Origin of the sequence: Streptomyces sp. Ag109_O5-10, from assembly GCF_900105755.1 — a bacterium.
In the GTDB taxonomy this organism is placed as follows: Bacteria; Actinomycetota; Actinomycetes; order Streptomycetales; family Streptomycetaceae; genus Streptomyces.
Genome location: NZ_FNTQ01000001.1, coordinates 7,733,139 through 7,757,682, shown reverse-complemented (window position 1 = coordinate 7,757,682; position 24,544 = coordinate 7,733,139). Strand labels below are relative to the sequence as shown.

Sequence of the window (24,544 nt, the reverse complement as noted above, 5' to 3'; positions counted from 1 at the left end):
ACAACCTACGGGATCGTCACCCCGTCCGCAACGGTTGCCCCGGGTAACCCCTGATCACGGCTCGACGGCGAACGTGGTGACGACGGCAGCGTGGTCGGACGGCCAGTCGTTGCCGGCCACCTCGGGCCAGGGCGCCGGGGTGCCGGCGACCCAGGTCCGGGAGCCGAGCACGCGCAGCCCCCTGTGCAGCACGTAGTCGATCCGGTCCTGCGGTTCGGGCCGCCCGCTGCCGTCCTCGTGGACGGGGTGGATCGGCGACCAGGTGTGGCCGGGCGCGGCGGCCGGGTCGGGGTGCGCCTCGCGGTAGGAATCGCGGAACCCGGCCTCCTCGGCGGCCCTGGTCACCGGCCACTCGACGGCCGGCCAGTCCAGGTGGGACGGGCAGTTGAAGTCCCCGACGAGCACCACGGGTACGTCCGTGTCCCCGATCCGGCGCAGGGTCTCCCGCATCTGCCCGAGCCGGACCTCCTCGTGGGCGGTCAGCCGGTCGGCGCCGAGCCCGTCGAAGTGGAACTCGTAGGGCCCGTACGGCGTGTAGTGCAGGTGCGCGGTCCAGATCTCGACCTCGCGGCCGGGGCGGACGGCGATCCGCACCCCGGCGGCGCCGTAGAAGCCGACATCCGGGTCGCCGAGGCGGGCGGTGATCGGGTGGCGGCTGATGACGCCGAGGTTCTCGCCGGCCGTGTGGTGGTGCCAGCCGAGGGCGGCGGCGAGTTCCCGCGCGCTGGTCCCGGCGGTCTCCTGGAGGCCGACGACGTCCGCGCCCGCGTCCATGATCGCCTTGACCTGTTTGGCCCGGTGGTCGTCGACCGGGCTGCCGCCGAGCCACAGGTTCCAGGACATCACCCGCAGTTCCGGCACGGCCATGTCGCTCAGCTCCTTCGGGGTGACCCCGACCAGCGTGTCCCGCACGGTCCGGCCGGGCGCGCCGCCGATCGGGGCGAGCGAGGGCACGGCCAGCACGGCACAGCCGGCGGCCTCGGCGGAGGCGACCCCGGTCTCGGTGTCCTCCACGGCCACGCAGGCGGCCGGGTCGACGCCGAGGGCACGGCAGGCGGCGAGGTACGGGTCGGGGGCGGGCTTGGTGCGGCCGGTGTCGTCGGCGGTGACGGACGCCGCGAACCGGCCGGGGCCGAGGGCGTCGAGGACGAGATCGGCGACCGCGCGTGGGGACGCGGTCACCAGGGCGGTGGGGACGCCGGCCGCGGCCAGCGCGTCCAGCAGGGCGAGGGCGCCGGGGCGGGGCACGATGCCGGTGCGGACGCGGTCGGCGAACTCCCGGTGCAGCGCGGCGGCGAGGGCCGCGGCCGGCCGGCCCGTGGCGGCGGCGAGCCAACCGGCGGTGTGCTCCACCGGCCGGCCGAGCACCTCCGGCTCGTCGGCCTCGGTGAGCGGCCGCCCGGCGACCTGTGCCACCGCCTCCCACCACAGTCGCTCGGTGTCGACGAGCGTGCCGTCCATGTCGAACAGGACGGCCTGGAGCGGGAGTCGTGGGTGGGGGGTCACGTTGTTGTCATTCCTCACGTGGTGGGGGGACTTCGGGAAGCGTCACTTCTGGACGCGTGGCGCCACGAGCACCGGCCGCTCGGGCAGGGACACGCGCACGGCGGACCCGGCCCCCAGCTCGGCGGCCTCGTGGGCGGGCAGGTCGGCCTTGGCCTCGGTGCCGTCCGCGAGCCGTACGGTGACCCGGACGACCGCGCCCAGGAAGGCGGTGGCGACGACGGTGGCCGTACCGGCGCCGTCCCCGCGCACCTGGACCGCCTCGGGCCGCACGAGCACGTCGACCTCGCCGGCGCCCGGCGCCTGCCCGTCGACCGGCAGTCGCTGCCCGAGGATCTCGACGGTGCCGTCCTGGACCGTCCCCGGGATCCGGCTCATCGTGCCGACGAACTCGGCGACGAAGGCGGTGGCCGGGCGGCCGTACAGTTCGGCGGGTTCGGCGCACTGTTCGAGCCGCCCGGCGCGCATCACGGCGACCCGGTCGGCGACGGACAGCGCCTCCTCCTGGTCGTGCGTCACGAACAGGGTGGTGATGCCGAGTTCCTGCTGCAGGCGGCGGATCTCCTCGCGGAGCGTCAGCCGGACCTTGGCGTCCAGGGCCGACAGCGGCTCGTCGAGGAGGAGCACGCGGGGCCGCAGGGCGAGGGCCCGGGCGAGCGCGATGCGCTGCTGCTGGCCGCCGGAGAGCTGGTGCGGGAACCGCTCCCCCTTGTCGCCGAGCCCGACCAGGTCCAGCAACTCGGCGGCCCGCGCCCGCCGTTCACTCGTGCGCACCTTGCGCATCCGCAGCCCGAAGGCCACGTTGTCGACGGCGTTCAGGTGCGGGAAGAGGCTGTACGACTGGAAGACCATCCCGGCGTCGCGGCGGTGGGCCGGGACGTGGGTGACGTCCTCGCCGTCCACCAGGACGGCGCCGGAGTCGGGGTGTTCGAAGCCGGCGAGCATGCGCAGCGCGGTGGTCTTGCCGCAGCCGGACGGGCCGAGCAGGGCCAGGAACTCGCCCGGCTGGACGGTCAGGTCGAGTCCGTCGAGGGCGACGGTGGCGCCGAACTCGCGCCGCAGCGACCGGAACTCGACGGTCGCGGCCTTCTCGGCGGCCTTCTCAAGGGTGGCGGTGGTCATGGTGGTCATCCCCGGGAGGAAGCGGTTCGGTCGCGGCCGCCGGCACCGGCGAGCGCGAGGAGCAGGGCCCAGGTCACCAGGAGGCTGAGCACGGAGACGGCGACGGACATCTGGGCCTGGGAGCCGCCGACGTTGTAGATCCACACGGCGAACGGCTCGAAGCCCAGCAGCCGGGCGACCGTGAACTCGCCCAGCACCAGGGCCAGGGTGAGGAAGGACGCGTTCAGCAGCGCCCCGCGCAGGTTGGGCAGCACGGCGCGGACGAGGGCCTGCGGCCAGTTGGCGCCACAGCTTCGGGCGGCCTCGACGAGGGTGCGCACGTCGATCGCGCGCAGCCCGGCGTCCAGCGCCCGGTAGACGAAGGGCAGTGCCATCACGACGTAGGCGAGGACCAGGACGACCGGGAAGGTCGGGTTCTGGACGGCGACGAACGTCTCGAACAGCGGGGTCCTGGACAAATAGTCCGGCCCCCACTTGAGCACGGTCACGATGCCGGCGACGAACGCGATCGGCGGCACCACCAGCGGCAGCGAGCACACGATCTCGACCACCGGCCGCAGCCTGGGCGCGCCGAGCCGCAGGGCGACCACGGCGGGCACCATCAGCAGCAGGACGACGACGATGGTGGCGACGGCCAGCTCCAGCGAGAGCAGCAGGCTGGAGGTGAACCCGTCGGCGGACAGGATCTGGGTGTAGGCGTCGAAGGTGACGCCCTGACCGGGCACGTCCACCGTGAAGAGGACGGAGGCGCCCAGCGGGACCAGGAAGTAGAGGGCGGCCAGGCCGAGGACGGCCCAGCGCCAGGGGGTCAGGCGTCGAGCCATCGGGCGCTCCGTCGTTGCAGGGGCAGGTACACGGCCATCACCACGCCGGCCACCAGCACCATGTCCAGGCTCAGGGCGAGGGCCACGTTCTCCTGGCCGACCAGGACGTTGCCGGAGAGGGCGTCGGCGATCTGGAGGGTGACCAGCGGGACCGCGCTGCCGACCATCGCGGCGGCGGTGGCGTAGGCGGCGAAGGCGCTGCCGAAGAGCAGCACCAGCCCGCCGAGCAGCGAGGGCGCGAGCACGGGCAGGGCCACGAACCGCCAGTACTGCACGCCGGTGGCGCCGTTGTTGAGGGCGGCCTCGCGCCACTGGGCGCGCAGTCCGTCGAGGGCCGGGGTGATGGTGAGGACCATCAGCGGGATCAGGAAGTACAGGTAGACCAGGACGAGCCCCCAGAAGCTGTACAGGTTCCAGCCGTGGTCCGCGAGGTGCAGGTGCACGGTGAGCACACCGGCGTTGCCGAGGGTCGCGACGAACGCGAACGCCAGCGGCACACCGCCGAAGTTGGCGAGCACGCCGGAAGCGGTGAGCACGGCCTCGCGCAGCGCCCGGGAGCGCGAGCTGACGACGGCCTGCGCGAGCGGCAGCCCGAGGACGGCGGCGATGACGGCGGAGAGCGCGGACAGCTTGACGCTGCCGGCGAGGGCGGTGAGGTACGGCCCCTGGAGCGAGTCGCCGAGATTGCTCGCGGTGTACGAACTCACGCCGCTGGCCGGGTCCTTGACCGTGAAGGCGCCGTTCAGCATGGCGACGGCCGGCAGCCCGAAGGCGACGGCCGTGAAGGCGAGGAGCGGGACGACGGCGAGCCAGCCGGGGGCGCGGCGCCGCCGCTTCTGGGAAGCGGCGGACGCCACGTCGGCCCGCGTGAGCGTGGCCGTCATCCGGAGACGGCCTTCGACCAGCCGGTCGAGAGGACCGTCTTGGCCTTGTCCTGCTGGGCCTCGGTCGGGAAGGTGGGCGTGCCGGTGACCGGGGGCAGCTTGGCGGCGGCGGTCTTGTCCAGCGTGCCGGCCTTCTCCATCGAGGACATCAGGACCGGGCGGGCGTAGCCCTTGAGCCACAGGTTCTGGCCCTCGGTGCTGTACAGGTACTCCTGCCACAGGCGGGCGGCCGCCGGGTGCGGGGCGTCCTTGTTGATGGCCTGGGAGTAGTACTGGGCGTACTGGCCGTCGGTCGGGATGGCCACCTTCCAGTCGACGCCCTTGGACTTGAACTCGTCGGCGTAACCGGCGTTCAGGTAGTCCCAGTCGATGGAGATGGGCGTCTCGCCCTTCTCGACGGTGGCCGGGGTGGACTCGACGGGCGTGTAGTTGCCGTTCTTCTTCAGCTTGGCGAAGAAGTCGAGGCCGGGCTGGATGTCGTCGAAGGAGCCCTTGTCGGCGAGCGCGGCCGCGTAGACGCCGCCGAACGCCGAACCGGACTTGGTCGGGTTGCCGTTGAGGGCGACCTGGCCCTTGTACTGCGGCTTGAGCAGGTCGGCGAAGGTGGTCGGACAGGTCTTGACCCGCTTCGCGTCGCAGCCGATCGAGATGTAGCCGCCGTAGTCGTTGTACCAGCGGGCCTGCGGGTCCGCCTGGCCCGTGGGGATGTCGGAGAACGAGGTCACCTTGTACGGCGCGAGCAGCCCCTGCTGGGCGGCGCTGAGCGCGAACGACGAGCCGAGGTCGAGCACGTCCGGCGCCCGGTCCTGGCCCTTGCGCGAGGTCACGGCGTTGATCTCGTCCTGGCTGGAGCCGTCGGGGCTCTCGTCCTCGATCTTGATGCCGTACTTCTTCTGGAAGCCGTCGATGATGGCGCCGTAGTTCGCCCAGTCGCGGGGCACGGCGATGATGTGCAGCGCGCCCTCCTTCTTGGCGGCGGCGATCAACTTGTCCATGCCGCCGAGGTCGGCGGCGGAGGTGGCGGTGGCGGCGTTCTTGCCGTCGGAGGTGGTGGACGACGCGTTGTCGGGGGCGGCGCCGCAGGCGCTGAGGGCGAGCGCGGCTACGGCGGCGAGGGAGCCGCCGAGGAGGGCGGTTCTCGGCAGGGACACGGTCACGGTCTCTCCAGGGAGTACGCACGAGGGTGGGTGGCGCTGTGGGCGGCGCCCGGCGAACTTGTCTGAACAAGTTGGCTCACAGTACGCCCGGCGTGGGTGTCGGGACTGTGAACTCCGGAAAAATCCTGGCCCCCAATTCCCTGCACATTCCTGGGCGGTCCCGGGCTGACACGAATCACCTGGGAACGTCGATTAGGGTGGTCACGCTGTGCACAGCGGCCTACTCAGAGGGGAAGCATGACGGCGCGACACGAGGAGATCGCCGACGAGCTGCGGCGCGCCATCGACCGTGAGGAGTACACCGTCGGCAGTCGGCTGCCCTCGGAGACGGAACTCGCCGCGGAGTACGGCGTCTCCCGCGGCACGGTCCGCCAGGCGGTCGCCGCGCTCACCGCCGAGGGGCTGATCGGCTCCCGCCAGGGCGCCCGCCGGGTGGTCCTCGCCAGCCGCCGCAGCCAGAGCTTCGCGGAGCTGCGCAGTTTCGCCCAGTGGGCGAAGGCGATGGGCCGTGCGGCGACGGGACACGTGGTGTCCCAGGAGTACCGGCCGGCCGGCCAGGAGGACAGCGTCCGCCTCCAACTGGGCCTCGGCACGCCCGTGTTGCACGTGCTGCGGGTACGCGGACTCGACGGCGAACCGGTGTTGCTTGAGCGCACGGTGTACGCGGACTGGATCTCCACGGCGGTCGAGGCGATAGAGCCGGACTGCCCGTCGGTCACGCAACGCCTGTACGAGGAAAAGGGGTTGGTCTTCGCGTACGGCGAGCACGTCATCGACGCGGTGGCTGCGGGGGCGCAGGACGCCGAGCTGCTGGGCATCCGCCGGACGAGCCCGCTGCTGCGGGTGCGACGGGTGACGACGACGCGGGAGGGCCGGCCGGTGGAATGGTCCGACGACCGCTACCGGTCGGATGCGGTGAGCTTCAGCGTGCACAACTCCATCGGGAACAACGCGCTGGCGAGGAAGACCGCGGAGTAGGGCTCGGGGGGTGCGGTGGCGTGGCGGGTGCCGGTGATTCGTGGCTGGTCGCGCAGTTCCCCGCGCCCCTGACGGGGCGCCGAGTGGACGCCCCTGAAAGGGGCGCGGGGAACTGCGCGACCAGCCCCCACCGGCCCGCACCCGGCACTCGGCCGCGCCCCTACGCCACTCTCACCCAGGCGCACCGGACGAGAAACGGCGCAGCAACGGCGACAGCACCAGCACGGACTTGGTCCGCTCCACGAACGGCTCCCCCGCGATCCGCTCCAGCACCCGCTCGAAGTGCCGCATGTCGGAGGCGAAGACCTGCACGACGGCGTCGGCCTCACCGGTGACCGTCGACGCGGCGACCACCTCCTGGTAGCGCTCCAGGCCCCGTTGGATGGTCTCCGGGGACGTGTTGCGCCGGCAGTAGATCTCGACGAACCCCTCGGTCTCCCAGCCGAGGGCCGCGGGATCGACCCGTACGGTGAAGCCGGTGATCGCTCCGGTGGCGCGCAGCCGGTCCACGCGCCGTTTGACGGCAGGCGCGGACAGGCCGACCAGTTGCCCGATGTCCGCGTAGGAGCGGCGGGCGTCCTCGGCGAGGGCGTGCACGATGCGTTCGTCGAGATCGTTCAGCAAGGGGTCGTTCAGCTTTCAGGTGGTGCAGGACGGGACCGGCGGTAGCCGTGTACGAAGTAGAACACGGGCCCGACGGCGACCCGCCCGGCACCGCGCCTCCGCGCAGCGGCTAGTTGTACTCGGCCAAGAGGTTGGTAACGTTTGCCCGTCAAGGAGCGGCGTCCGGTGCGTGCTCTCGGCGTGCCGGCCGGAAGTCCTCGTACTGGATGTACTTGGGCTTCCGTCCGGTGCGGCGAGAGTGCGTGCCGGGCGTCGTGACGGGGCGAACATTGCCTGTTGCGGCACTAGCTCCAGCTGGCGTGCAGCGGCTTGCCTTCCGCGTACCCGGCGGCACTCTGGATCCCCACGATCGCCTTCTCGGCGAACTCCTCCAGGGACCCGGCGCCGGCGTAGGTGCAGGACGACCGCACGCCCGCGATGATCGAGTCGATCAGGTCCTCCACGCCCGGCCGGGCCGGGTCGAGGAACATCCGGGACGTGGAGATGCCCTCCTCGAAGAGCGCCTTGCGGGCCCGGTCGTAGGCCGACTCGTCCGACGTGCGGTTGCGCACCGCCCGCGCCGAGGCCATGCCGAACGACTCCTTGTAGAGCCGCCCGTCGGCGTCCTGCTGGAGGTCGCCCGGGGACTCGTAGGTGCCGGCGAACCAGGAGCCGACCATCACGTTGGACGCCCCGGCGGCCAGGGCCATGGCGACGTCACGGGGGTGCCGGACACCGCCGTCGGCCCACACGTGCTTGCCGTACTTCTTCGCCTCGGCGGCGCACTCCAGGACCGCCGAGAACTGCGGCCGGCCGACGCCGGTCATCATGCGGGTGGTGCACATGGCGCCGGGGCCGACGCCGACCTTGATGATGTCCGCGCCCGCGTCGACGAGGTCCTTGACCCCCTGCGCGGAGACGATGTTGCCGGCCGCGATCGGGACCTGCGGGTCGAGGCCGCGCACCAGCCTGATCGCGTTGATCATCGACTCCTGGTGGCCGTGCGCGGTGTCGATGACGAGCGTGTCGACGCCCGCGTCGAGCAGTTGCTTGGCCTTGTCCGCGAAGTCCCCGTTGATGCCGACGGCGGCGGCGATGCGCAGCCGGCCGTGCGCATCGGTCGCCGGGGTGTACAGGGTGGCGCGCAGGGCGCCCTTGCGGGTGAGGATGCCGGCGAGCTTGCCGTCCCGGTCGACCGCCGGGGCGTAGCGGCGGTTGGCGCCGTCCAGCTTGTTGAAGGCCTCGCGGGGGTCGATGTCCGCGTCGAGGAGGAGCAGGTCGCGGGACATGACCTCGGCGAGCTGCGTGAACCGGTCGACGCCGGTGAGGTCCCGGTCGGTGACGACGCCGACGGGGCGGCCGTCCTCGTCGACGACGACACCGGCGTTGTGCGCCCGCTTCGGCAGCAGGGCCAGCGCGTCGGCCACGGTCTGGTGCGGGGCCAGCACGATCGGGGTGTCGAGGACCAGATGGCGGCTCTTGACCCAGGTGATGACATCGGTGACCACGTCGATCGGGATGTCCTGCGGGATCACGACGAGTCCGCCCCGCCGGGCCACCGTCTCGGCCATCCGGCGGCCCGCGATCGCGGTCATGTTCGCGACGACCAGCGGGATGGTGGTGCCCGTGCCGTCCGGCGAGCCGAGGTCCACGCCCTGACGGGAGCCGACCGCGGAGCGGCTCGGCACCATGAAGACGTCGTCGTACGTCAGGTCGTACGCGGGCTGGATGTCATTGAGGAAACGCACGTGCCGCACATCCCAGTCGATCAGAGGTGACCCCCGGACCGGCCGGCCAGAGGGAAAAGCACGTACTTCATTGTCCCATGCCGGCCGGCGCGTCATGCCCGGGACGAACGTCCAGCCAGGTCAGAGCCCGTTCAGAGGAATCTACAGGGGGCTTCGGTGGGGTCGCCCCTGGGCCAGGGCGACGGTCGGCGCGGGTTCGTTCGTCGGCGGACGCGGTGGCAGGTCGAGGGCGGAGGCGGCCCGGTCCATGAGGCGGGCCTTGTCGGTGACCCCGGCGAGGTCGAGGGTGACCGGATGCGGGCTCTCGTCGTCTCAGTGCCGTCCGAGTGGGGTCGCGGGGGCGGTCTGTTCGGCCAGCCAGGTCGCCGCCGAACGGGTCCAGGTCGAGGCCTCTCCCGCGCCGTGGGCGAGGCCCAGGCTGTGCGGGCCGTGCGGGTAGACGTGCACGGTGTGGGGCACGTCGTGGGCGGCCAGGGCCGTGGCCAGGCGGTAGGTGTGCTGGGGCCACACGTACGGGTCCTCGGCCGTGTGCCAGAGGAAGAACGGGGGCGCCGACGGGGTCACCAGCGCGTCGAGCGAGGTGGCCCGGCGCAGTTCCGGCGGGGCGTCCTCGCCCAGCAGGACGTCGCGGGCGGGCCGGTAGGTCTCGGTCTCCATCGAGGTGACCGCGTAGCCGAGCACGGCGAACTGCACCGCCGTCCGCGCGTCGCCGTCCGCCGCCAGGGCGGCCAGACCCGCGAGGTGCCCGCCCGCCGAGAACCCCACGAGCCCGATCCGGCCGGCCCCGGCGGCGCGCAGCCGCCGGATCTCGGCACGCAGCGCCTCCAGGGGCGCCGGATGCCGGACCCCGAGGGGATAGCGGAAGACGCTCGCCTCGATGCCCAGCCCCAGCCCGGTGAGCCACTCGGCCACCGGCTCCGCCTCGTGCTCGGCGTACTGCACGTAGCCGCCGCCCGGCAGCACGATCACGTGCGCGGACACCGTTCTCACCGTCCCCCCTCGCCGGCCGCGGGGAGCGCGGGCAGGTCGTCGAGGAAGTCGTCGGACGGCACGAAGAAGAGGGTGCCGGTGACCGCGGTGGAGAAGTCGAGGATCCGGTCGTGGGCGGCGTCCTCGGTGCCGAGGAACATGTTGCGCAGCATCCGCTCGATGACGTCAGGTGTCCGCGCGTACCCGATGAAGTAGGTGCCGAACTCGCCGCCGCCGGGGCTGCCGAAGGGCATGTTGTCGCGCAGGATCTTCTGCTCCTCGCCGTCCGGTCCGGTGACCGTGTTCAGGCCCTTGTGGGAGGCCGGCTCCTCCAGTTCGATGTTGGTGGCCTTCGTACGCCCGATGATCCGCTCCTGCGTCTCGACGGGCAGCGCGTTCCAGGCGTCGAGGTCGTGGAGGTACTTCTGCACGACCACGTAGCTGCCGCCGGCATGGCCGGGATCCTCGGCGCCGATCAGGACGGCCCTGCGGGCGGCGGCGCCGACCGGGTTCTCGGTGCCGTCGACGAAGCCCAGCAGGTCGCGCGCGTCCAGGTACTTGAAGCCCGGCACCTCGTCCTCGACGGTCACCGCGTCGCGCAGCCGGTGCATGATCTCGGCGGCGAGCCCGAAACACAGGTCGAAGCGGGTGGCCCGGATGTGGAAGAGCAGGTCGCCGGGGGTGGCGACCGCGGTGTGCCGGGGGCCCGCCAGGGGCCGGAAGGGGTGCAGCTCCGCCGGGCGGGGATGGTCGAAGAGCCGGTCCCAGGCCTCGGAGCCGATCCCCGCCACACAGCTCAGCGCCGCTTCCGGCGCGCCGAACCCGAAACTGCGCTGCAGCGCACGGAGATCGCCCAGCACCTCTCGCGCCGCGCCCTCGCCGCCGGGGCGGACGGTGAGCACCAGGAAGATCGCGGCGCTGGTCAACGGACCGAGCACCGGCTGTGGTTCGGCTTCCGGCACGGACTGGGGTTCAGTGGTCAACGCGTCCTCCCGATGCGATGGGCACACGGCCTGCCGTACACATACTCGGGGTTGACGGCGTTCAGTCGGCGAAGACGCTCCAAGTGACGGCGACCTTCCCCGCGCCGTGCGGCTCACAAAGCGCGCAGGAAGCCGCCGAGGTGCCGGGCGACCAGGTCCGGTGCCTCAGCGGGGACAGGTGGCCCACGCCGTCCATTTCGCCGAGGGATGCGGTGGGACGAGGGGCAGCGCCCACCGCCGGGCGTTCCGCGAACCCCGCGCCGCGGCCTGACCGCGCCGGCGCCCGAGAATTCTCGAAGAACCTTTCCCCTGCCGGAATAGACAGACCGGTCTATAGGGTTGACCAGGCATGTTAGACAGACCGGTCTACTCACTCAGTATCTCCGAACCGTCGCTCCTCGGCCCCGTCCCCGCGAAGGATCTCCGATGAACCACCTCGCATCGCACGAGCGAACCGAGCGCACCGAGCGCGCCACGGCAGCGCGCAGGCCCATCCCCCCGCGCGTGGCGTTCTACGTGCTCGCCTCCGTCGTCGTCTCCTTCCTGGCCGCATCGAGCGCGCCCACCCCGCTCTACGCGACCTACCAGGCCGAGTGGGGCTTCAGCCCGATCACCACCACGGTCGTCTTCGGCGTCTACGCGATCGCCGTCCTCTCCGGCCTGCTCGTCCTCGGCAAGCTGTCCGACCACGTCGGCCGCCGCCCGGTCCTGATCACCGCGATCGCCGCCCAGGCGGCCGCCATGCTGCTCTTCTCCACCGCCGGGGGCGTCGGCGAACTCCTCGTCGCCCGCGTCGTGCAGGGCCTGTCCACCGGCGCCGCGCTCGGCGCCGTCGGGGCCGCGATGATGGACATCAACCGCTCCCGCGGCACCATGGCCAACGCCTTCGCCCCCGGCCTCGGCACGGCGACCGGCTCGCTGGTCAGCGGCTTCGTCGTGCAGTACCTGCCCGCCCCCACCCACACGGTCTACCTCGGCCTGCTGGCCGTGTTCGCCGCCCAGGCCGTCGCCATCGCCCTGATCGACGAGACCGTCACCAAGCAGCCGGGTGCCCTGGCCAGCCTGGTGCCCGAGATCAGGCTCCCGCGCACGGTCCGTGGCGCGGTCCTCGCGGCGGCGCCCGTCGTCTTCGCCGTCTGGGCCCTCGCCGGGTTCTACGGCTCGCTCGGCCCGTCCCTGGTCCGCACCCTGGTCGGCTCCACCTCCGCGGTCTGGGGCGGTCTCGGCCTCTTCGTCCTCGCGTTCGTCGCGGCCGTCTCGGTCCTCGCGCTGCGCAAGGCACAGTCCACGACCGTGATGTACACCGGCATCGGCGCGCTCGTCGCCGGGGTCGCCCTGACCCTGCTCGCCGTCGACCGGAGCGCTCCGGCGCTGTTCTTCGTCGGTACGGCCGTCGCCGGCCTCGGCTTCGGCAGCGGCTTCCAGGGCGGCATCCGCACCGTGCTGCCGCTGGCCAAGTCGCACGAGAGCTCGGGCGTGCTGTCCCTGCTCTTCGTCGTCGCCTACCTCGGCATGGGCGTCCCCTCGGTCGCCGCAGGCACGCTGGTCGTGCACGGGGGCGGACTGGTCCCGACCTCCGAGGAGTACGGCGCGGTGGTCATCGGCCTCGCGCTGCTGGCCCTGGCCGCCCTGCTGGTGCGCGGCAGGCCGCAGATCGCGCCCGGCGTGAAGGTGGCGTCCGGCGGCACGCAGACGGTGCCGGTCCGGGCGGAGCAGCCCGAGCACGTCACACGGACACGATGACTGAGTAGACCGGTCCAGTCAGCCATAGACTCGGAATCCGGAAGTGTCGGGAAGGTGAGTGGCATGACGAGGACGTCGGCCGATGCCAAGGCCCCCACCGCCCGGGAGCGCCTGCTCTCGGCGGCGAACGAGCTGTTCTACGCGGAAGGCGTGCAGTCGGTCGGGATCGACCGGATCATCGAGCGCGCCGGGGTCGCCAAGGCCTCGCTGTACAACACCTTCGGCGGCAAGGACCAGCTCATCCGCGCCTACCTCGACTCCCGGCACACCCGGCTGACGGAGCGGCTGCTGCGGGCCGTCGACGGCGCCGGCAGCCCGCGGGACCGGCTGCTGGCCGTCTTCGACGCGCAGACCGAACTGTTCGCCGAGCGGGACTACCGCGGGTGCGCGTTCATGGCGGCCAGCGCCGAGGCCAAGCACGGCAGCACCATCGAGGAGGCCTCCGACGTCTCCCGCGCCTGGGTCCGCGCCCTGTTCACCGACCTCGCCCGGGACGCCGGCGCCCCGGATCCGGAGGCACTCGCCCGCCGCCTGCGCCTGCTCTACGACGGGAGTGTGGTGGCCGCACGGATGGACCGCGACCCGTCGGTGGGTGCGGTCGCCCGGGAGGCGGCCGCCGTCCTGATCGACGCGGCGCTGCCCGCCGAGGAGTGAGAGCCCTCCCCGCTGCGGGCCTGCTCGTCCGCCGCGGCAGCGTTGTCACGCCGGCCGCCGCGGCACTGCCGTGCCCCCTGCCTCCGGTCAGGGACCGTCCGGGTCCGCGCGGTTCAGGGCGGGCTTGGGAGGGGTGCCCGCCGTCATCAGGTAGTCGGCCGCCGAGGTGTCGGTGACGAGGCTGGTGACCAGCCCCGACCGCAGCACCGCGTCGATCGCGGCCGCCTTGCGCTGCCCGCCCGCGATCGCGACGACCTCCGGGATCCGGCGCAACTGGTCGGCCTTGACCGTGATGCAGCGTTCCCCCAGGTCGCGCCCGACCCGGCGGCCCTCGGCGTCGAAGAGGTGCGCGGCCATCTCGGCGGCGACGCCCAGCGTGGCGTAGTGCGCGCGTTCCTCGTCGCTGAGCATGTCGTGCACCGTGGAGATACCCGGCTCCCAGGAACCGATGGAGACGCAGGCGACGGTGACCTTGTCGAAGTACTCGAAGGCCCGGGCGATCCCGGTCTGGTTGCGCAGCGCCGCCGCGGTGGCCGCGTCCGGCAGCAGCATCGGGGCGTAGATGGGATGCGCGTCGCCGCCCGAGACCTGGGCGGCGCGCCGGACCGCCTCGACCGAGCCGCGCTCGGAGGTCCCGGCGTCGTACACGCCGGTCAACTGCACCACCGTGCAGGGGGGCAGCCGGTCCAGCGCCGCCGCCATGTGGATGGTGGACCGGCCCCAGGCGAGGCCGAGTACGTCTCCCTCGCTGACGAGTTCGCCGAGCAGGTCCGCGGCGACCTCGCCGAGGTTCTCGGGGTCGGGGGTCTCCTCCGCCTCGGCCGGGGACTCGACCACGACGGCATGCCGCAGTCCGTACCGGGCACGGAGCGCGTCCGAGCGCTCGGCGTCCAGTTCGGCCGGTACGCGGATCTCGATGCGTACGAGATCCCTTTCGAGGGCAGTCTCCAGTACCCGGGCCACTTTGAAGCGGCTGACGCCGAACTCCTCCGCGATCTGGATCTTGGACTTGCCTTCGAGGTAGAAGCGGCGGGCCATGGCCGCCGCCTGCACCAGCTCTGCGGGTCCCATCCGCATGGCTGACCGGCCCGCCGACATACCCGACACGGCCATCTCCTCACTGCTGTTCACACTCTGGATACGCCGTTCATCCTTGCAGATCCGGCGCACTTGATCAGCCCTGATCGGAGCCGTTCACGTTCCCGTACCTCAGTGGTCGCACGCCCACGACGCCTGGGCGGTGGCCGTCGCCGCCTGGGTGCGTAGTGCACGTACCGCCTCTGCCGGGTCGTTTGCCCCGTACACCGCGGAACCTGCCACAAAAACGTCGGCTCCTGCGTCCGCGCACCGTTCGATCGTCGACGCGGAAACTCCACCGTCGACCTGGAGCCACAGCTCCAGTCCGTGCTTGCTGATCAACTCCCGGGTGCGGCGGATCTTCGGCAGCATGATGTCGAGGAACGACTGGCCGCCGAAGCCCGGCTCCACCGTCATGACCAGCAGCATGTCCAGCTCGGGGAGCAGGTCCTCGTACGGCTCGATGGGCGTGGCGGGCTTGAGCGCCATGGACGCGCGGGCGCCCTTCGCCCGGATCTCCCGGGCGAGCCGCACCGGGGCGGCCGCCGCCTCCACGTGGAAGGTGACGGAGGAGGCCCCCGCTTCGACGTACTGCGGCGCCCATCGGTCAGGGGCCTCGATCATCAGGTGGCAGTCCAGCGGGGTGTCCGTCGCACGGGCCAGGGACTCTACGACTGGCACACCGAGCGTGAGGTTCGGGACGAAGTGGTTGTCCATGACGTCGACGTGGAGCCAGTCGGCGCCTTCGACCGCCCTCGCCTCGTCCGCGAGGCGGGCGAAGTCGGCGGACAGGATGCTGGGGTTGATCTGCACGGCCATGCCCCAAGCGTGCCATGCCCCGACGGGGTGGGCCGAATGGGGTTCGGAGTGGTTGCGGCTTAGTGTCGGCCGCGGGCGGGTGGGGGTTGCTCGCGCAGCTCCCCTGCGCCCCTTTCGGGGCGCTGCCCGGCCGCAGCCTCCCTCGGCCTGCACGGAGCCTTCTTCGGCGGTTGGGCCGCGGGTCCGCTGTCGGCGGATGCGGCCACAGACAGCCGTCCTGAGCGTCGTCCGCCCACCGTCACGACCGGGGTGCGGCGGTGCCGGCCCCAGGTGCGTCCTTGGGGCGGCCGCCGGTGACGGCCTGCTGTCGCACTCGGCGAACCGCCGCGCGGGCACCTGAGGGCTGAAGCCGAGCCGGTGCATCGGCAGCGTGGCCACCCGGGCGGCCGTCCGCGCCTGGTCCTCCACCCAGCCGTGCGCGGCCGGGCCCTGCTCGAAGTACGCGGCCGGCTTTTCCAGACAGCGTGGGGACAGGCGGCAACGCGACCCGCTCGGGCCGCGGGAGGCAGAGCATGTGGACCGCCGTCCCGCCACAACCGGTGCCATGGACCTCGTCGTGTCGTTCTCGGCTGACCCGTGCGGGGTACCGGTGAGGCACGCCAGATCGGCTGCCAGGGCCATGACGTGGTGTCCGAAGTCGTTGGTGTGGAGCCGGTTATCGGCTAGGCGGCGGTCAAACGCAGCGGCGCCACGACCGCGCCGGTGTCGGCGGCGCGTCGTACGCTCAGCAGCACCCGTCTCTCAGTCTCGCCAGCCATACCGCCGCTCGGGCCGGCCGGCGGCGCCGTAACGCAGGGAGACGTCCGCCGTGCCGGTGGTGTGGAAGTGCTCCAGGTAACGGCGGGCGCTGACGCGGGAGATACCGGCGGCGGCCGCGCACTCGGCGGCCGACAGGGTGCCGTCCGCCTCGCGGAGCGTGCGTTCGACGAGGTCGGCGGTCTCCACGCTCAGGCCCTTCGGGAGTCTGGCGACAGCAGCGGGGACAGACCCTGCGGACAGAACCCGGTCGATGTCGGCCTGGCCGCGCACCACCGCGGTGAGAAGCCGGCCGCGCCGTGCGGCGTACCGGTCCAGGCGGGGCTTCATGTCCTCATAGTCGAAGGGTTTGAGCAGGTAGTCCACGACACCGTGGCGGAGCGCGCCGCGCACGGTGTCGGCCTCGCGCGCAGCACTGATGACCATGATGTCGCAGTCGTGTCCCGCGGTGCGCAGCCGCGGGATGACGTCCAGGCCGAAGACATCGGGCAGATAGAGATCGAGGAGAACGAGATCCGGGCGCAGTTCGTCGATCGCGCTGATGGCCTGCTCACCAGTGCCCGCGGTGCCGACGACCCTGAACGGCGGCACCCTCTCGACGAAGGTGCGGTGGACCCGAGCCACCATGAAGTCGTCGTCGACGACGAGAACATCGATCGTGCCGGAGGTGTCCGTCAACGTGTTGCTCCTTCCTCGATCGCTTCCGTTGAGTGGCTCACGGACATGCGCGCGGTGAACCGGGCGCCTTCGGCGGTGTTGGTCACCCTGATCTCCCCGGCCCGTCGTTCACAGACGAGCCGGGTGAGGGCAAGGCCGATGCCACGCTCGCCCTCCGCGGCGGCCTTGGTGGTGAACCCGTGGTGGAAGACCTCCTGGGCAAGTTCGGGAGCCACGCCCGGGCCCGAGTCGCACACCACGATCTCCACGCTGGACGCGTCCTGCCGGAGTTCGACCTCGATCCAGGGTTCCCGGTCGTCGAGGCCGCTTCCGGCTGCGGCGTCGATGGCGTTGTCGACCAGGTTGCCGACCACGGTCGCCACGTCGGCGGCGTCCTCCGAGGCGAGCCGGCCGAGGGAGGTGACGTCCGAGATCCTCAGGGTGATCCTGCGTTCGGCCGCGAGGGAGTCCTTCGCCATGAGGAGGGCGGCGATGGCGGGATCGTGGATGCGGCGGCCGATGGTCATGTCCAGGGACTGGCGGCGCCGGGTGAGCGCACGGACGTAGCGTACGACCTCGTCCTGCTCGCCGATCTGGATGAGTCCGGAGATGGTGTGCAGCTGGTTGGCGAACTCGTGCGTCTGGGCCCGTAGCAGCTCGGACGTGCTGCGGAAGGACCCGATCTCGCGTTCCAGCCGAGCCAGTTCGGTGCGGTCCCGCAGCGTGGTCACCGAGCCGAGCAGGCGGTCGTTCTTCGTGACGGTCATCCTGTTCATCACCAGCACGCGACCGTGCCGTATGACCACTTCGTCGGGTCCGTGCTCCGCTTCGGGCCGGGTGCCGGTGAGCACGTCGTGCAGACGGCCGTCGATGCCAAGGTCGTCCAGCGTCCGGCCCACGCACTCCTCGGGCAGGTCGAGCAGCTGTCTGCCCACCTCGTTCACCAGGGTGAGGCGCTGCTGGGGATCCAGGGCGACCACGCCCTCGGCGATCCCGTACAGCATGGCCTCGCGGTGCTCGGCGAGGCCGGTGATCTCGCGCGGCTCCAGACCGAGCGTCTGCCGTTTGACCCGTCGGGCCAGCAGCCAGGAGCCGGCCAGACCGAGCCCGCTGGCGATGCCCAGGTAGGCGAGGAGATAGGAAGACGCACCGCTGAGCCGCTGCCACACCGTCGGGGACGCCTCCCCGATCATGACGATGCCCAGGGTCCGCCCCAGGTCCCCGCTCGCCGCGCCGAGCACCGGCACCTGCGCCACCAGTTCGCGGCTGCCGTCCCAGGTGAGCGAGCCGGACCAGCCTCGTCCGCGGGCCACCCCCGGTCCGAGCCGCAGCCGGTCACCGATGACCGTCGGGTTGGTCGAACTGACGATGCGCCCGGAGGAGTCGGCGATCGTCACGGAGGTGACCCCGGACTGCACCAGCGTGGAATGCGTCAGCGGGGCCAGCGTCTCCTCCGGCGCCGGACGCGGGAGCTGGTTGCGCACCAGTGGGTTGGCAGCCAACTGCTCGGCCAGCGCACTCACGCGGCGGCCCTCGACCCGGCTGAAGGTGGCCTCCGACTGGGCGAGCGAGAGCGCCGCGACCGCCAGCAGCACGACCACGACGATGGCGAGCTGCAGCGCCAGCATCTCGCCCGCGAGGCTATGACGCCGAAAACCGGTGACCACAACGAACTCAATCTCTACTGCTGACACAAACTGGGCGGCTCGCACCGCGGGCCGCACAATCATGACGTCCATCGCGACGGCTGCGGAAGGGAGGTGCCATGAGAGGTCGCTCGCACGCCCTTCGCGGCGCCCTCCTCGCGCTGTCACTGCTCCTCGGCACCGGGTGCCAGGTGCTGCCCGACGGGGAACCGGCCGACACCGGGCTGCGGATCATGGTTCCGAACACCCCCGGTGGCGGATACGACACCACGGCCCGGACGGTGGCCCGCGTGCTGCAGGAGACCGGTGTGGAGTCCGGCGTGCAGGTCTTCAACCTGCCGGGAGCAGGCGGCACGGTGGGCCTGCAGCGCATCGTGAACGAGCGGGGCAACGGCAGACTCGTCTTGCAGATGGGGCTCGGAGTGATCGGTGCGTCGCACGTGGCACACACGAAGGCGTCCATCAACGAGACCACCGCGCTGGCCCGGCTGGTCGAGGAGGCCGGCGCGGTGGTCGTGCGCCGTGACTCGCCCTACCGGTCGATCGACGATCTGATCGCCGCCTGGAAGAGGAACCCCGCGCGCTTGAAGGTCGGGGGCGGATCCTCACCCGGCGGACCGGACCACCTGCTGGCCATGGAGTTGGCCAAGGCCGTCGGTATCGGCCCGCACCGGGTCGGCTACGTCGCCTACGGCGGCGGTGGCGGCGACCTGCTGCCCGCTCTCCTCGACGGCAAGGTCGACTTCGCCACCACCGGCTTCGGCGAGTTCCTCGACCAGATCGACGCCAGTCAGCTCAGGGTCCTGGCGGTGACCAGCCCACGACCGAACGACGCACTGCCCGGAGTACCGACCCTCAAGGCGTCCGGCATCGACCTGGTCTTCAGCAACTGGCGGGGAGTCGTGGCGCCGCCCGGCATCCGAGGCGCCGACCGGAAGCGGTGGATCGAAGCGCTGGCAGCGATGCACCGGTCCCGGCAATGGAAAGCGGAGCTCCGCCGCCACGGCTGGACCGACGCGTTCACCACCGGCGACGCCTTCGCCGCGTACCTGTCCGAACAGGACACGTCGGTGGCCCGTCTCGTCAGGGATCTCGGACTGGACTGACCGGGCTGCCGCCCGCCCCTCCCGGCACAAGCCGCACCACCACCCTGCTGCGCTGCGGCTCACTTCGGCATGCCCATCACCTGTCCATCTGTCCATCTGTCCACCTGTCCACCTGTCCACCTGTCCACCTGTCCATCGAAAGGCACCCGCATGACCACGCACACCTGGTGGTTGCTGCTCATCCTCACCATCGCGATCACGGCCCTGATCTACCTCATCAACTCCCGCTTGCGCATCCATCCGTTCGTCGCGCTCATCGTCGTCGCTGTCGGCACCGGCCTCGCCGCCGGCGAGCCCGTCACCAAACTGGTGGGATCCCTCGAGGACGGTGCCGGCGGCACCCTCGGAGACGTGGGCATCACCCTGGCCCTGGGCGCCATGCTCGGGCGCCTGCTGTCCGACTCGGGCGCCACCGACGCCCTCGCCCACGCCCTGATCGACCGCTCCAGCACCCGCGGGCTGCCCTGGCTGGTCACCGCCGCGGCGTTCGTGATCGGCATCCCGATGTTCTTCGAGGTCGGCCTGATCGTGCTACTGCCGCTGATCTTCAGCGTGGCGCGCAGGCTGGAATCCCAGGGCGGCACGCAGGGCTCCCCGTACGTCCTGCTCGGCGTACCGGCCATCGCCGCGCTGTCCACCCTGCACGGCATGCTGCCGCCGCACCCGGGTCCGCTCACCGCCATGACCGGTCTCCACGCCGACCTGGGCCTCACCGTGGTCGTCGGCTTCGTCTGCGCCGTCCCCACCGTGATCCTGGCCGGCCCCGTCTACGCCCGGTGGATCGCGCCGCGCCTTGCCGAGGTTCGCCCGGACGAGGCTCTTGTCGCGCAGTTCACGGGTGCGTCGCATTCCGTCCGAGCGACGTCGCCTGTCAGCGTGACGGTCGGCGCTCCGCATGCGTCATCGGCGGACACGGACGTCACGTCCCGTTCCCGGATACCGACCGGATTGGCCGTCACCGCGGTGCTCGTCCCTGTCGCCCTCATGCTGCTGCGTACCCTCGCCGAAACGGTGCTCGACGAGACGAGCACCGTGAGTTCCGCGCTGACCTTCCTGGGCGAGCCCGTCGTGGCGATGCTCGCCGGGCTGCTCTTCGCTCTCGGCGTGACCACTCTGGGCACGGGCCGCTCCGGCGAGGAGGTCCGCGCATCCCTGACGGACAGCCTGAAGTCCATCGCCGCCATCCTGCTCATCATCGGCGGCGGTGGTGCGTTCAAGCAGGTTCTCCAGGACTCCGGCATCGGCGACGCGATCGCCTCCGCCGCCAAGGGGGCGCATCTGAACGTCATCGTGCTGGGCTGGCTGATCGCACTCCTGCTGTCGCTGACCACCGGTTCCGCCACCGTCGGCATCGTCTCCGCCACCGGCATCATCGCCCCCATGGTCAGCGGGGGCGGCCTGGAGGCATCGCTGCTCGTGGTGGCCATCGGGGCAGGCTCCCTCGGGCTGAACTACGTGAACCACGCCGGATTCTGGCTGGTCAAGGAATCCTTCGGCATGGATCTCACTCAGGCCACGAAGACACAGACGGTGGTGCAGACCCTGGTGAGCGTGCTCGGCCTCGGAATGGCGCTCCTCCTGTCCGTGTTCGCCTGACAGCCACCGAGCGGGGTGCGTCGTGGAGGTGCACACCGCTCAGTGGGTCTCTTCGAGCTGGTCCCTGATCAGGTGGCAGACCGTGAGGCGCAACGAGCGAGGCCCCCGAGCTGTTGACCGAGATGTCTGACGTCTCGACCACGCCGCTCGGGGACCTCGTAGGTCATCTGTCCTGCCGCACCACCTGCAAAGTCCCCCGCCCTCAGCCGGTCCTCCGGATCAGTGCCAGGTACATCGCGTCGGTGCCGTGCAGGTGCGGCCACAGCTGCACGTCCGGCCCCTCGCCCAGCTCCGGCGCCCCCGGCAGCAGCGGACGCGCGTCCACGAGCTCGGTGTCCGGGCGCTGCTTCAGCACGTCCTGGACCACCGCCCGCGTCTCCGCCAGGTGCGGGGAGCACGTGGCGTACCCGACCACCCCGCCCACCCGCACCGAGTCGATCGCGGTCAGCAGCAGCGCACGCTGCAGCGGACCGAAGGTGTCGAGGTCCTCGGGGCGGCGCCTCCAGCGTGCCTCCGGGCGGCGCCGCAGCGCGCCCAGGCCCGTGCAGGGGACGTCCATCAGGACCCGGTCGAAGGTGCCCGGGCGCCACGGCGGCCGGGTGCCGTCGGCCGCGATGACCTGGTACGGCCCCGGGTTGCCGTGCAGCGCCTTCTCGACCAGCCCGGCCCGGTGCGGCTGCTTCTCGGAGGCGAGCAGCACGGCCCCCCGCTCGGCGGCGAGCGCGGCGAGCAGGGCGGCCTTGCCGCCGGGGCCTGCGCAGCCGTCGAGCCACTTCGCGTCCGGTCCCTCGACGGGCGCGTTGGCGAGCGCGAGGGCGACCAGCTGGCTGCCCTCGTCCTGCACGCCGGCCCGGCCCTCGTGCACGGCCGTGATGGCGCCCGGCTCCCCGCCCTCGGCGAGCCGCACGGCATACGGCGACCAGCGTCCCGGTACGGCGGCCTCCTCGCCGAGGAGCTCCTCGGTGGTGGCCCGCCCCGGCCGGGCGACCAGGGTCACCTCGGGCCGCTCGTTGTCGGCGGCCAGCAGTTCCTCGATCCCCGCGCGGCCGCCCCCCAGCGAGTCCCAGAGGGCGGAGACGACCCACCGCGGATGCGAGTGCACCACGGCCAGATGGTCCTCGGGGTCCTGGTCGTAGGCCGGTGCGACCTTCGCGATCCAGCCGTCCAGGTCGTCCTGGGCGACCTTGCGGAGCACGGCGTTGACGAACTTGGCCCGTCCGTCGCCCAGCACCACCCGGGCCAGCTCGACGGAGGCGGAGACGGCGGCGTGGCTGGGGATCCGCGTCCCGAGCAGCTGGTGCACACCGAGGCTGAGCACGTCGAGGACCGGCGGGTCCACCTCGCGCAGCGGCCGGTCGACGCACTCGGCGATGATCGCGTCGTACGTCCCCTGGCGGCGCAGCGTCCCGTACACCAGCTCGGTCGCGAGCGCGGCGTCCCGCCCGTCGAAGTCGCCCTTCTCCCGGGCCTTGCGCAGCAGTGGCGGCAGCACGAGGTTGGCGTACGCGTCCCGCTCGTCCACGGCGCGCAGCGCCTCGAAGGCGAGGACGCGGACGGGGTCCTTCTGGGGACGGCGGTAGGGCTTGGCGGGCCTGCGCGGCCGCCGGGACTGCTCGCTCACGAAAAAGGTGCTCCGGGTATGGGAATGAGGCGACTCCCAGCGTACGCCGCGCACGCCGGAAAGCCGCTGGTCGGGAAAAGGGGGGCTCAGTCGCCGAGGGTCTCCCCGGCGCCGATGCGCACGCCACGAGCCCAGTCGGCGGCCCGCATCGGCTTCTTGCCCTGGGCCTGCACCCAGAGCAGTTCCACGGCGTACGATCCGGTCCCCACGTGCACGCTGTTCTTCCCGACGGCGATCTCTGCGGGGCCGAGGTCGGTCCGCTCGGGCACCGGCGTGACCTGGATGAGCTTGAGCCGCTCGCCGCGGAAGGTGGTCCAGGCACCGGGGGCCGGGGTGCAGCCCCGCACCACCCGGTCGACCCGCAGCGCCGGAGCCGACCACACCACCTTCGCGTCCTCGACAGTGATCTTCGGCGCGAGGGTGATGCCCTCCCCCGGCTGCGGTACGGCCTTGAGCGTGCCGTCCTCGATACCGTCCATGGTCGCGGCGAGCAGCCCGGCCCCGGCGAAGGCGAGCCGGGTGAGCAGGTCACCGCTCGTGTCGGTGGGCCGGATCTCCTCGGTGACGGTCCCGTAGACAGGCCCGGAGTCCAGCCCCTCCTCGATGAGGAAGGTGGAGGCGCCCGTGATCTCGTCCCCCGCCATGACGGAGTGCTGCACGGGGGCCGCCCCGCGCCAGGCGGGAAGCAGCGAGAAGTGCAGGTTGACCCACCCGTGGACGGGCACGTCGAGCGCGACGCGGGGCAGCAGCGCGCCGTAGGCCACCACCGGGCAGCAGTCCGGCCCGATCTCCCTCAGCCGCTCCAGAAACTCCGGCTCGCGCGGCTTGAGCGGCCGCAGCACCTCGATCCCGGCCTCCATCGCCCGCTCGGCCACGGGCGAAGCGACCAGCCTGCGCCCCCGCCCGGCCGGCGCATCGGGCCGCGTGACCACGGCGGCCACCTCGTGCCGTCCGGAGGAGATGAGAGCGTCCAGAGCGGGAACGGCGACTTCGGGGGTACCGGCGAAGACAAGCTTCATGGGCGACTGCGACCCTCTCGAACGGCATCAGCACGGGCAACAAGCAAGTCTATGCCGCACCGATCAACCACCGCCCCAGCCCACAGCCCACCAACGGCCCCGGACGACAGCCGACGAACGCGCAACCCGCCGACGCCGAACACCCCCACAAGCCGGCCAGCCCCGCCGCCGACCGGAACAGACGGCACGCAGGCGGGCACCACACAACGACCCACGAACCCGCAACCCGCCGACGGCGAGTACCCCCGCCGGTCGCTCGACCTCTCTGCCGACCGGGACGGGTGGCGCGCGGGTGGGAGAACACCCGGTGGTGCAAACCCGGCGTACGCATATGCCCACACGCCCCCACACCGTGACCAGCGGAGCGCCCACGCGTTGGTCAAGAGAGAGTTGACCACAACGGGCCGCATACGCGGCCCATTCCTTTCAACGCCGGTTCGAGAGGCTTGTTCATGGCCGACCACGCAACCCACGACGCCCAGGCCCGGGCCAGCCTGCACTTGCTGGTGCGGGACATCGAGCGGGTCCGCCGCCAGGTGGACGCACTACGCACGCTCACCGCCCAGTTGGGCAACGTCTACCGCCCGCGCCGATCCGGCCCGTCCACGGGCTTCGTCGTCTACGGACGCGCCCCCGCCCCGACGGTGCGGCTCGCCCAGGAACTCCGGGACAGTGTCGAAACCCTGGTCACGGCCGCCGTGGACTTCGACCGCTCGCTCGGCTTCTCGTGGGACGCGGTCGGCTCCGCGCTCGGCGTCACCAAGCAGGCGGTGCACCGCCGTTACGGCGCCCGCCGCGCCGCGTCCCAGACGGTGGCGGCCGATCCCGACCGGTCCACGGAAACGTCTGGCACCCGCACGGTCAACGTGGCCGGCGGCCTGCCCACGGTACCCACCGTCCCGGCCGCCCGCTCCATGCCGACCCAGCCGACCGCGGGCAGCCCCGCCCTCCGCGACGAGGCCAGGCCGACGGCCTTCCCCGGCCCGCGCAACGGCTGACGCACGCAACGGCTGCCCTCGGCAAGAACCGGCGGCCCACCGCTCCTGCCCTCCCGGCACGCATCCGGGAGGGCAGCCGTC

The 24,544-nt window shown here is 72.0% G+C and carries 21 protein-coding genes; 6 read left to right on the top strand and 15 right to left on the bottom strand.

What is annotated here, in order from left to right:
• Nucleotides 1–54: 54 nt before the first annotated feature.
• Genes BLW82_RS35410 through BLW82_RS35390 form a run of 5 tightly spaced genes read right to left on the bottom strand, consistent with a single transcriptional unit; the run spans nucleotide 55 to nucleotide 5,490 of the window.
• Nucleotides 55–1,506, bottom strand: a complete 1,452-nt coding sequence (locus BLW82_RS35410; protein ID WP_093505445.1) for an HAD-IA family hydrolase — start codon at nucleotides 1,504–1,506, stop codon at nucleotides 55–57.
• Nucleotides 1,507–1,548: 42 nt separating this feature from the next.
• Nucleotides 1,549–2,625, bottom strand: a complete 1,077-nt coding sequence (locus BLW82_RS35405; protein WP_093508442.1) for an ABC transporter ATP-binding protein — start codon at nucleotides 2,623–2,625, stop codon at nucleotides 1,549–1,551.
• Nucleotides 2,626–2,630: 5 nt separating this feature from the next.
• Complete coding sequence (locus BLW82_RS35400; protein WP_093505443.1) at nucleotides 2,631–3,449, bottom strand: ABC transporter permease; 819 nt, start codon at nucleotides 3,447–3,449, stop codon at nucleotides 2,631–2,633.
• A complete protein-coding gene (locus BLW82_RS35395; protein WP_093505441.1) occupies nucleotides 3,434–4,333 on the bottom strand; it encodes an ABC transporter permease in 900 nt (299 codons plus the stop codon). The genes BLW82_RS35400 and BLW82_RS35395 overlap by 16 nt, the downstream gene beginning before the upstream one ends.
• A complete protein-coding gene (locus BLW82_RS35390; protein ID WP_093505439.1) occupies nucleotides 4,330–5,490 on the bottom strand; it encodes an ABC transporter substrate-binding protein in 1,161 nt (386 codons plus the stop codon). Before BLW82_RS35390 ends, BLW82_RS35395 begins: the two co-directional genes overlap by 4 nt.
• Nucleotides 5,491–5,727: 237 nt before the next feature.
• Between BLW82_RS35390 and BLW82_RS35385 the strand changes: the two genes are divergently transcribed.
• Nucleotides 5,728–6,468, top strand: a complete 741-nt coding sequence (locus BLW82_RS35385; protein WP_093505437.1) for a GntR family transcriptional regulator — start codon at nucleotides 5,728–5,730, stop codon at nucleotides 6,466–6,468.
• A 171-nt stretch (nucleotides 6,469–6,639) separates the two neighbouring features.
• Here BLW82_RS35385 and BLW82_RS35380 read toward each other — a convergent pair whose 3' ends face one another.
• The 4 genes from BLW82_RS35380 to BLW82_RS35360 all read right to left on the bottom strand — a co-directional run bounded on the left by BLW82_RS35380 (nucleotide 6,640) and on the right by BLW82_RS35360 (nucleotide 10,771).
• Nucleotides 6,640–7,092: an Lrp/AsnC family transcriptional regulator gene (locus BLW82_RS35380; RefSeq protein ID WP_046726552.1), complete on the bottom strand. Its 453-nt coding sequence runs from the start codon at nucleotides 7,090–7,092 to the stop codon at nucleotides 6,640–6,642.
• Between the two features lie 284 nt (nucleotides 7,093–7,376).
• Nucleotides 7,377–8,819: a GuaB1 family IMP dehydrogenase-related protein gene (locus BLW82_RS35370; RefSeq protein WP_177233173.1), complete on the bottom strand. Its 1,443-nt coding sequence runs from the start codon at nucleotides 8,817–8,819 to the stop codon at nucleotides 7,377–7,379.
• A 312-nt stretch (nucleotides 8,820–9,131) separates the two neighbouring features.
• Nucleotides 9,132–9,800 (bottom strand): alpha/beta hydrolase, encoded by a 669-nt coding sequence (locus tag BLW82_RS35365; RefSeq protein WP_218162390.1) that lies wholly within the window; start codon nucleotides 9,798–9,800, stop codon nucleotides 9,132–9,134.
• Nucleotides 9,801–9,805: 5 nt separating this feature from the next.
• A complete protein-coding gene (locus BLW82_RS35360) occupies nucleotides 9,806–10,771 on the bottom strand; it encodes a Dyp-type peroxidase (protein WP_256216053.1) in 966 nt (321 codons plus the stop codon).
• A 426-nt stretch (nucleotides 10,772–11,197) separates the two neighbouring features.
• Here BLW82_RS35360 and BLW82_RS35355 point away from each other — a divergent pair, with 426 nt between their 5' ends.
• Both BLW82_RS35355 and BLW82_RS35350 read left to right on the top strand, forming a co-directional pair.
• Nucleotides 11,198–12,514: an MFS transporter gene (locus BLW82_RS35355; protein WP_093505427.1), complete on the top strand. Its 1,317-nt coding sequence runs from the start codon at nucleotides 11,198–11,200 to the stop codon at nucleotides 12,512–12,514.
• A 63-nt stretch (nucleotides 12,515–12,577) separates the two neighbouring features.
• Nucleotides 12,578–13,168 carry a TetR/AcrR family transcriptional regulator gene (locus tag BLW82_RS35350; RefSeq protein WP_093505425.1) on the top strand — a complete coding sequence of 197 codons (591 nt, stop codon included), beginning with the start codon at nucleotides 12,578–12,580 and terminating at the stop codon, nucleotides 13,166–13,168.
• Between the two features lie 87 nt (nucleotides 13,169–13,255).
• On the opposite strand, the gene BLW82_RS35345 is transcribed toward BLW82_RS35350, so the two are convergent.
• From BLW82_RS35345 to BLW82_RS35325, 4 genes are all read right to left on the bottom strand, one after another.
• Complete coding sequence (locus BLW82_RS35345; protein ID WP_177233172.1) at nucleotides 13,256–14,299, bottom strand: sugar-binding transcriptional regulator; 1,044 nt, start codon at nucleotides 14,297–14,299, stop codon at nucleotides 13,256–13,258.
• Nucleotides 14,300–14,377: 78 nt separating this feature from the next.
• Nucleotides 14,378–15,064: a ribulose-phosphate 3-epimerase gene (gene rpe / locus BLW82_RS35340; RefSeq protein WP_093505421.1), complete on the bottom strand. Its 687-nt coding sequence runs from the start codon at nucleotides 15,062–15,064 to the stop codon at nucleotides 14,378–14,380.
• Nucleotides 15,065–15,805: 741 nt separating this feature from the next.
• The gene (locus tag BLW82_RS35330; protein ID WP_093505419.1) at nucleotides 15,806–16,498 is read right to left on the bottom strand and encodes a response regulator; all 693 of its coding nucleotides are present in this window, start codon (nucleotides 16,496–16,498) and stop codon (nucleotides 15,806–15,808) included.
• Nucleotides 16,495–18,105 (bottom strand): sensor histidine kinase, encoded by a 1,611-nt coding sequence (locus tag BLW82_RS35325; RefSeq protein WP_371131441.1) that lies wholly within the window; start codon nucleotides 18,103–18,105, stop codon nucleotides 16,495–16,497. Before BLW82_RS35325 ends, BLW82_RS35330 begins: the two co-directional genes overlap by 4 nt.
• 137 nt (nucleotides 18,106–18,242) lie before the next feature.
• Between BLW82_RS35325 and BLW82_RS35320 the strand changes: the two genes are divergently transcribed.
• Both BLW82_RS35320 and BLW82_RS35315 read left to right on the top strand, forming a co-directional pair.
• Nucleotides 18,243–19,229: a Bug family tripartite tricarboxylate transporter substrate binding protein gene (locus BLW82_RS35320; protein WP_093505415.1), complete on the top strand. Its 987-nt coding sequence runs from the start codon at nucleotides 18,243–18,245 to the stop codon at nucleotides 19,227–19,229.
• Nucleotides 19,230–19,379: 150 nt separating this feature from the next.
• Complete coding sequence (locus BLW82_RS35315; RefSeq protein WP_093505413.1) at nucleotides 19,380–20,825, top strand: GntP family permease; 1,446 nt, start codon at nucleotides 19,380–19,382, stop codon at nucleotides 20,823–20,825.
• Between the two features lie 202 nt (nucleotides 20,826–21,027).
• Here the strand turns inward: BLW82_RS35315 and BLW82_RS35310 are convergent, their stop codons facing one another.
• Together BLW82_RS35310 and fmt are read right to left on the bottom strand one after the other, a co-directional pair.
• Nucleotides 21,028–22,446 carry an RsmB/NOP family class I SAM-dependent RNA methyltransferase gene (locus tag BLW82_RS35310; protein ID WP_093505411.1) on the bottom strand — a complete coding sequence of 473 codons (1,419 nt, stop codon included), beginning with the start codon at nucleotides 22,444–22,446 and terminating at the stop codon, nucleotides 21,028–21,030.
• 86 nt (nucleotides 22,447–22,532) lie between these two features.
• Entirely contained in the window at nucleotides 22,533–23,465 is a 933-nt protein-coding gene (gene fmt / locus BLW82_RS35305; RefSeq protein WP_093505409.1) for a methionyl-tRNA formyltransferase, read from the bottom strand.
• A 452-nt stretch (nucleotides 23,466–23,917) separates the two neighbouring features.
• Between fmt and BLW82_RS35300 the strand changes: the two genes are divergently transcribed.
• Nucleotides 23,918–24,463 carry a hypothetical protein gene (locus BLW82_RS35300; RefSeq protein WP_093505407.1) on the top strand — a complete coding sequence of 182 codons (546 nt, stop codon included), beginning with the start codon at nucleotides 23,918–23,920 and terminating at the stop codon, nucleotides 24,461–24,463.
• Nucleotides 24,464–24,544: the final 81 nt, after the last annotated feature.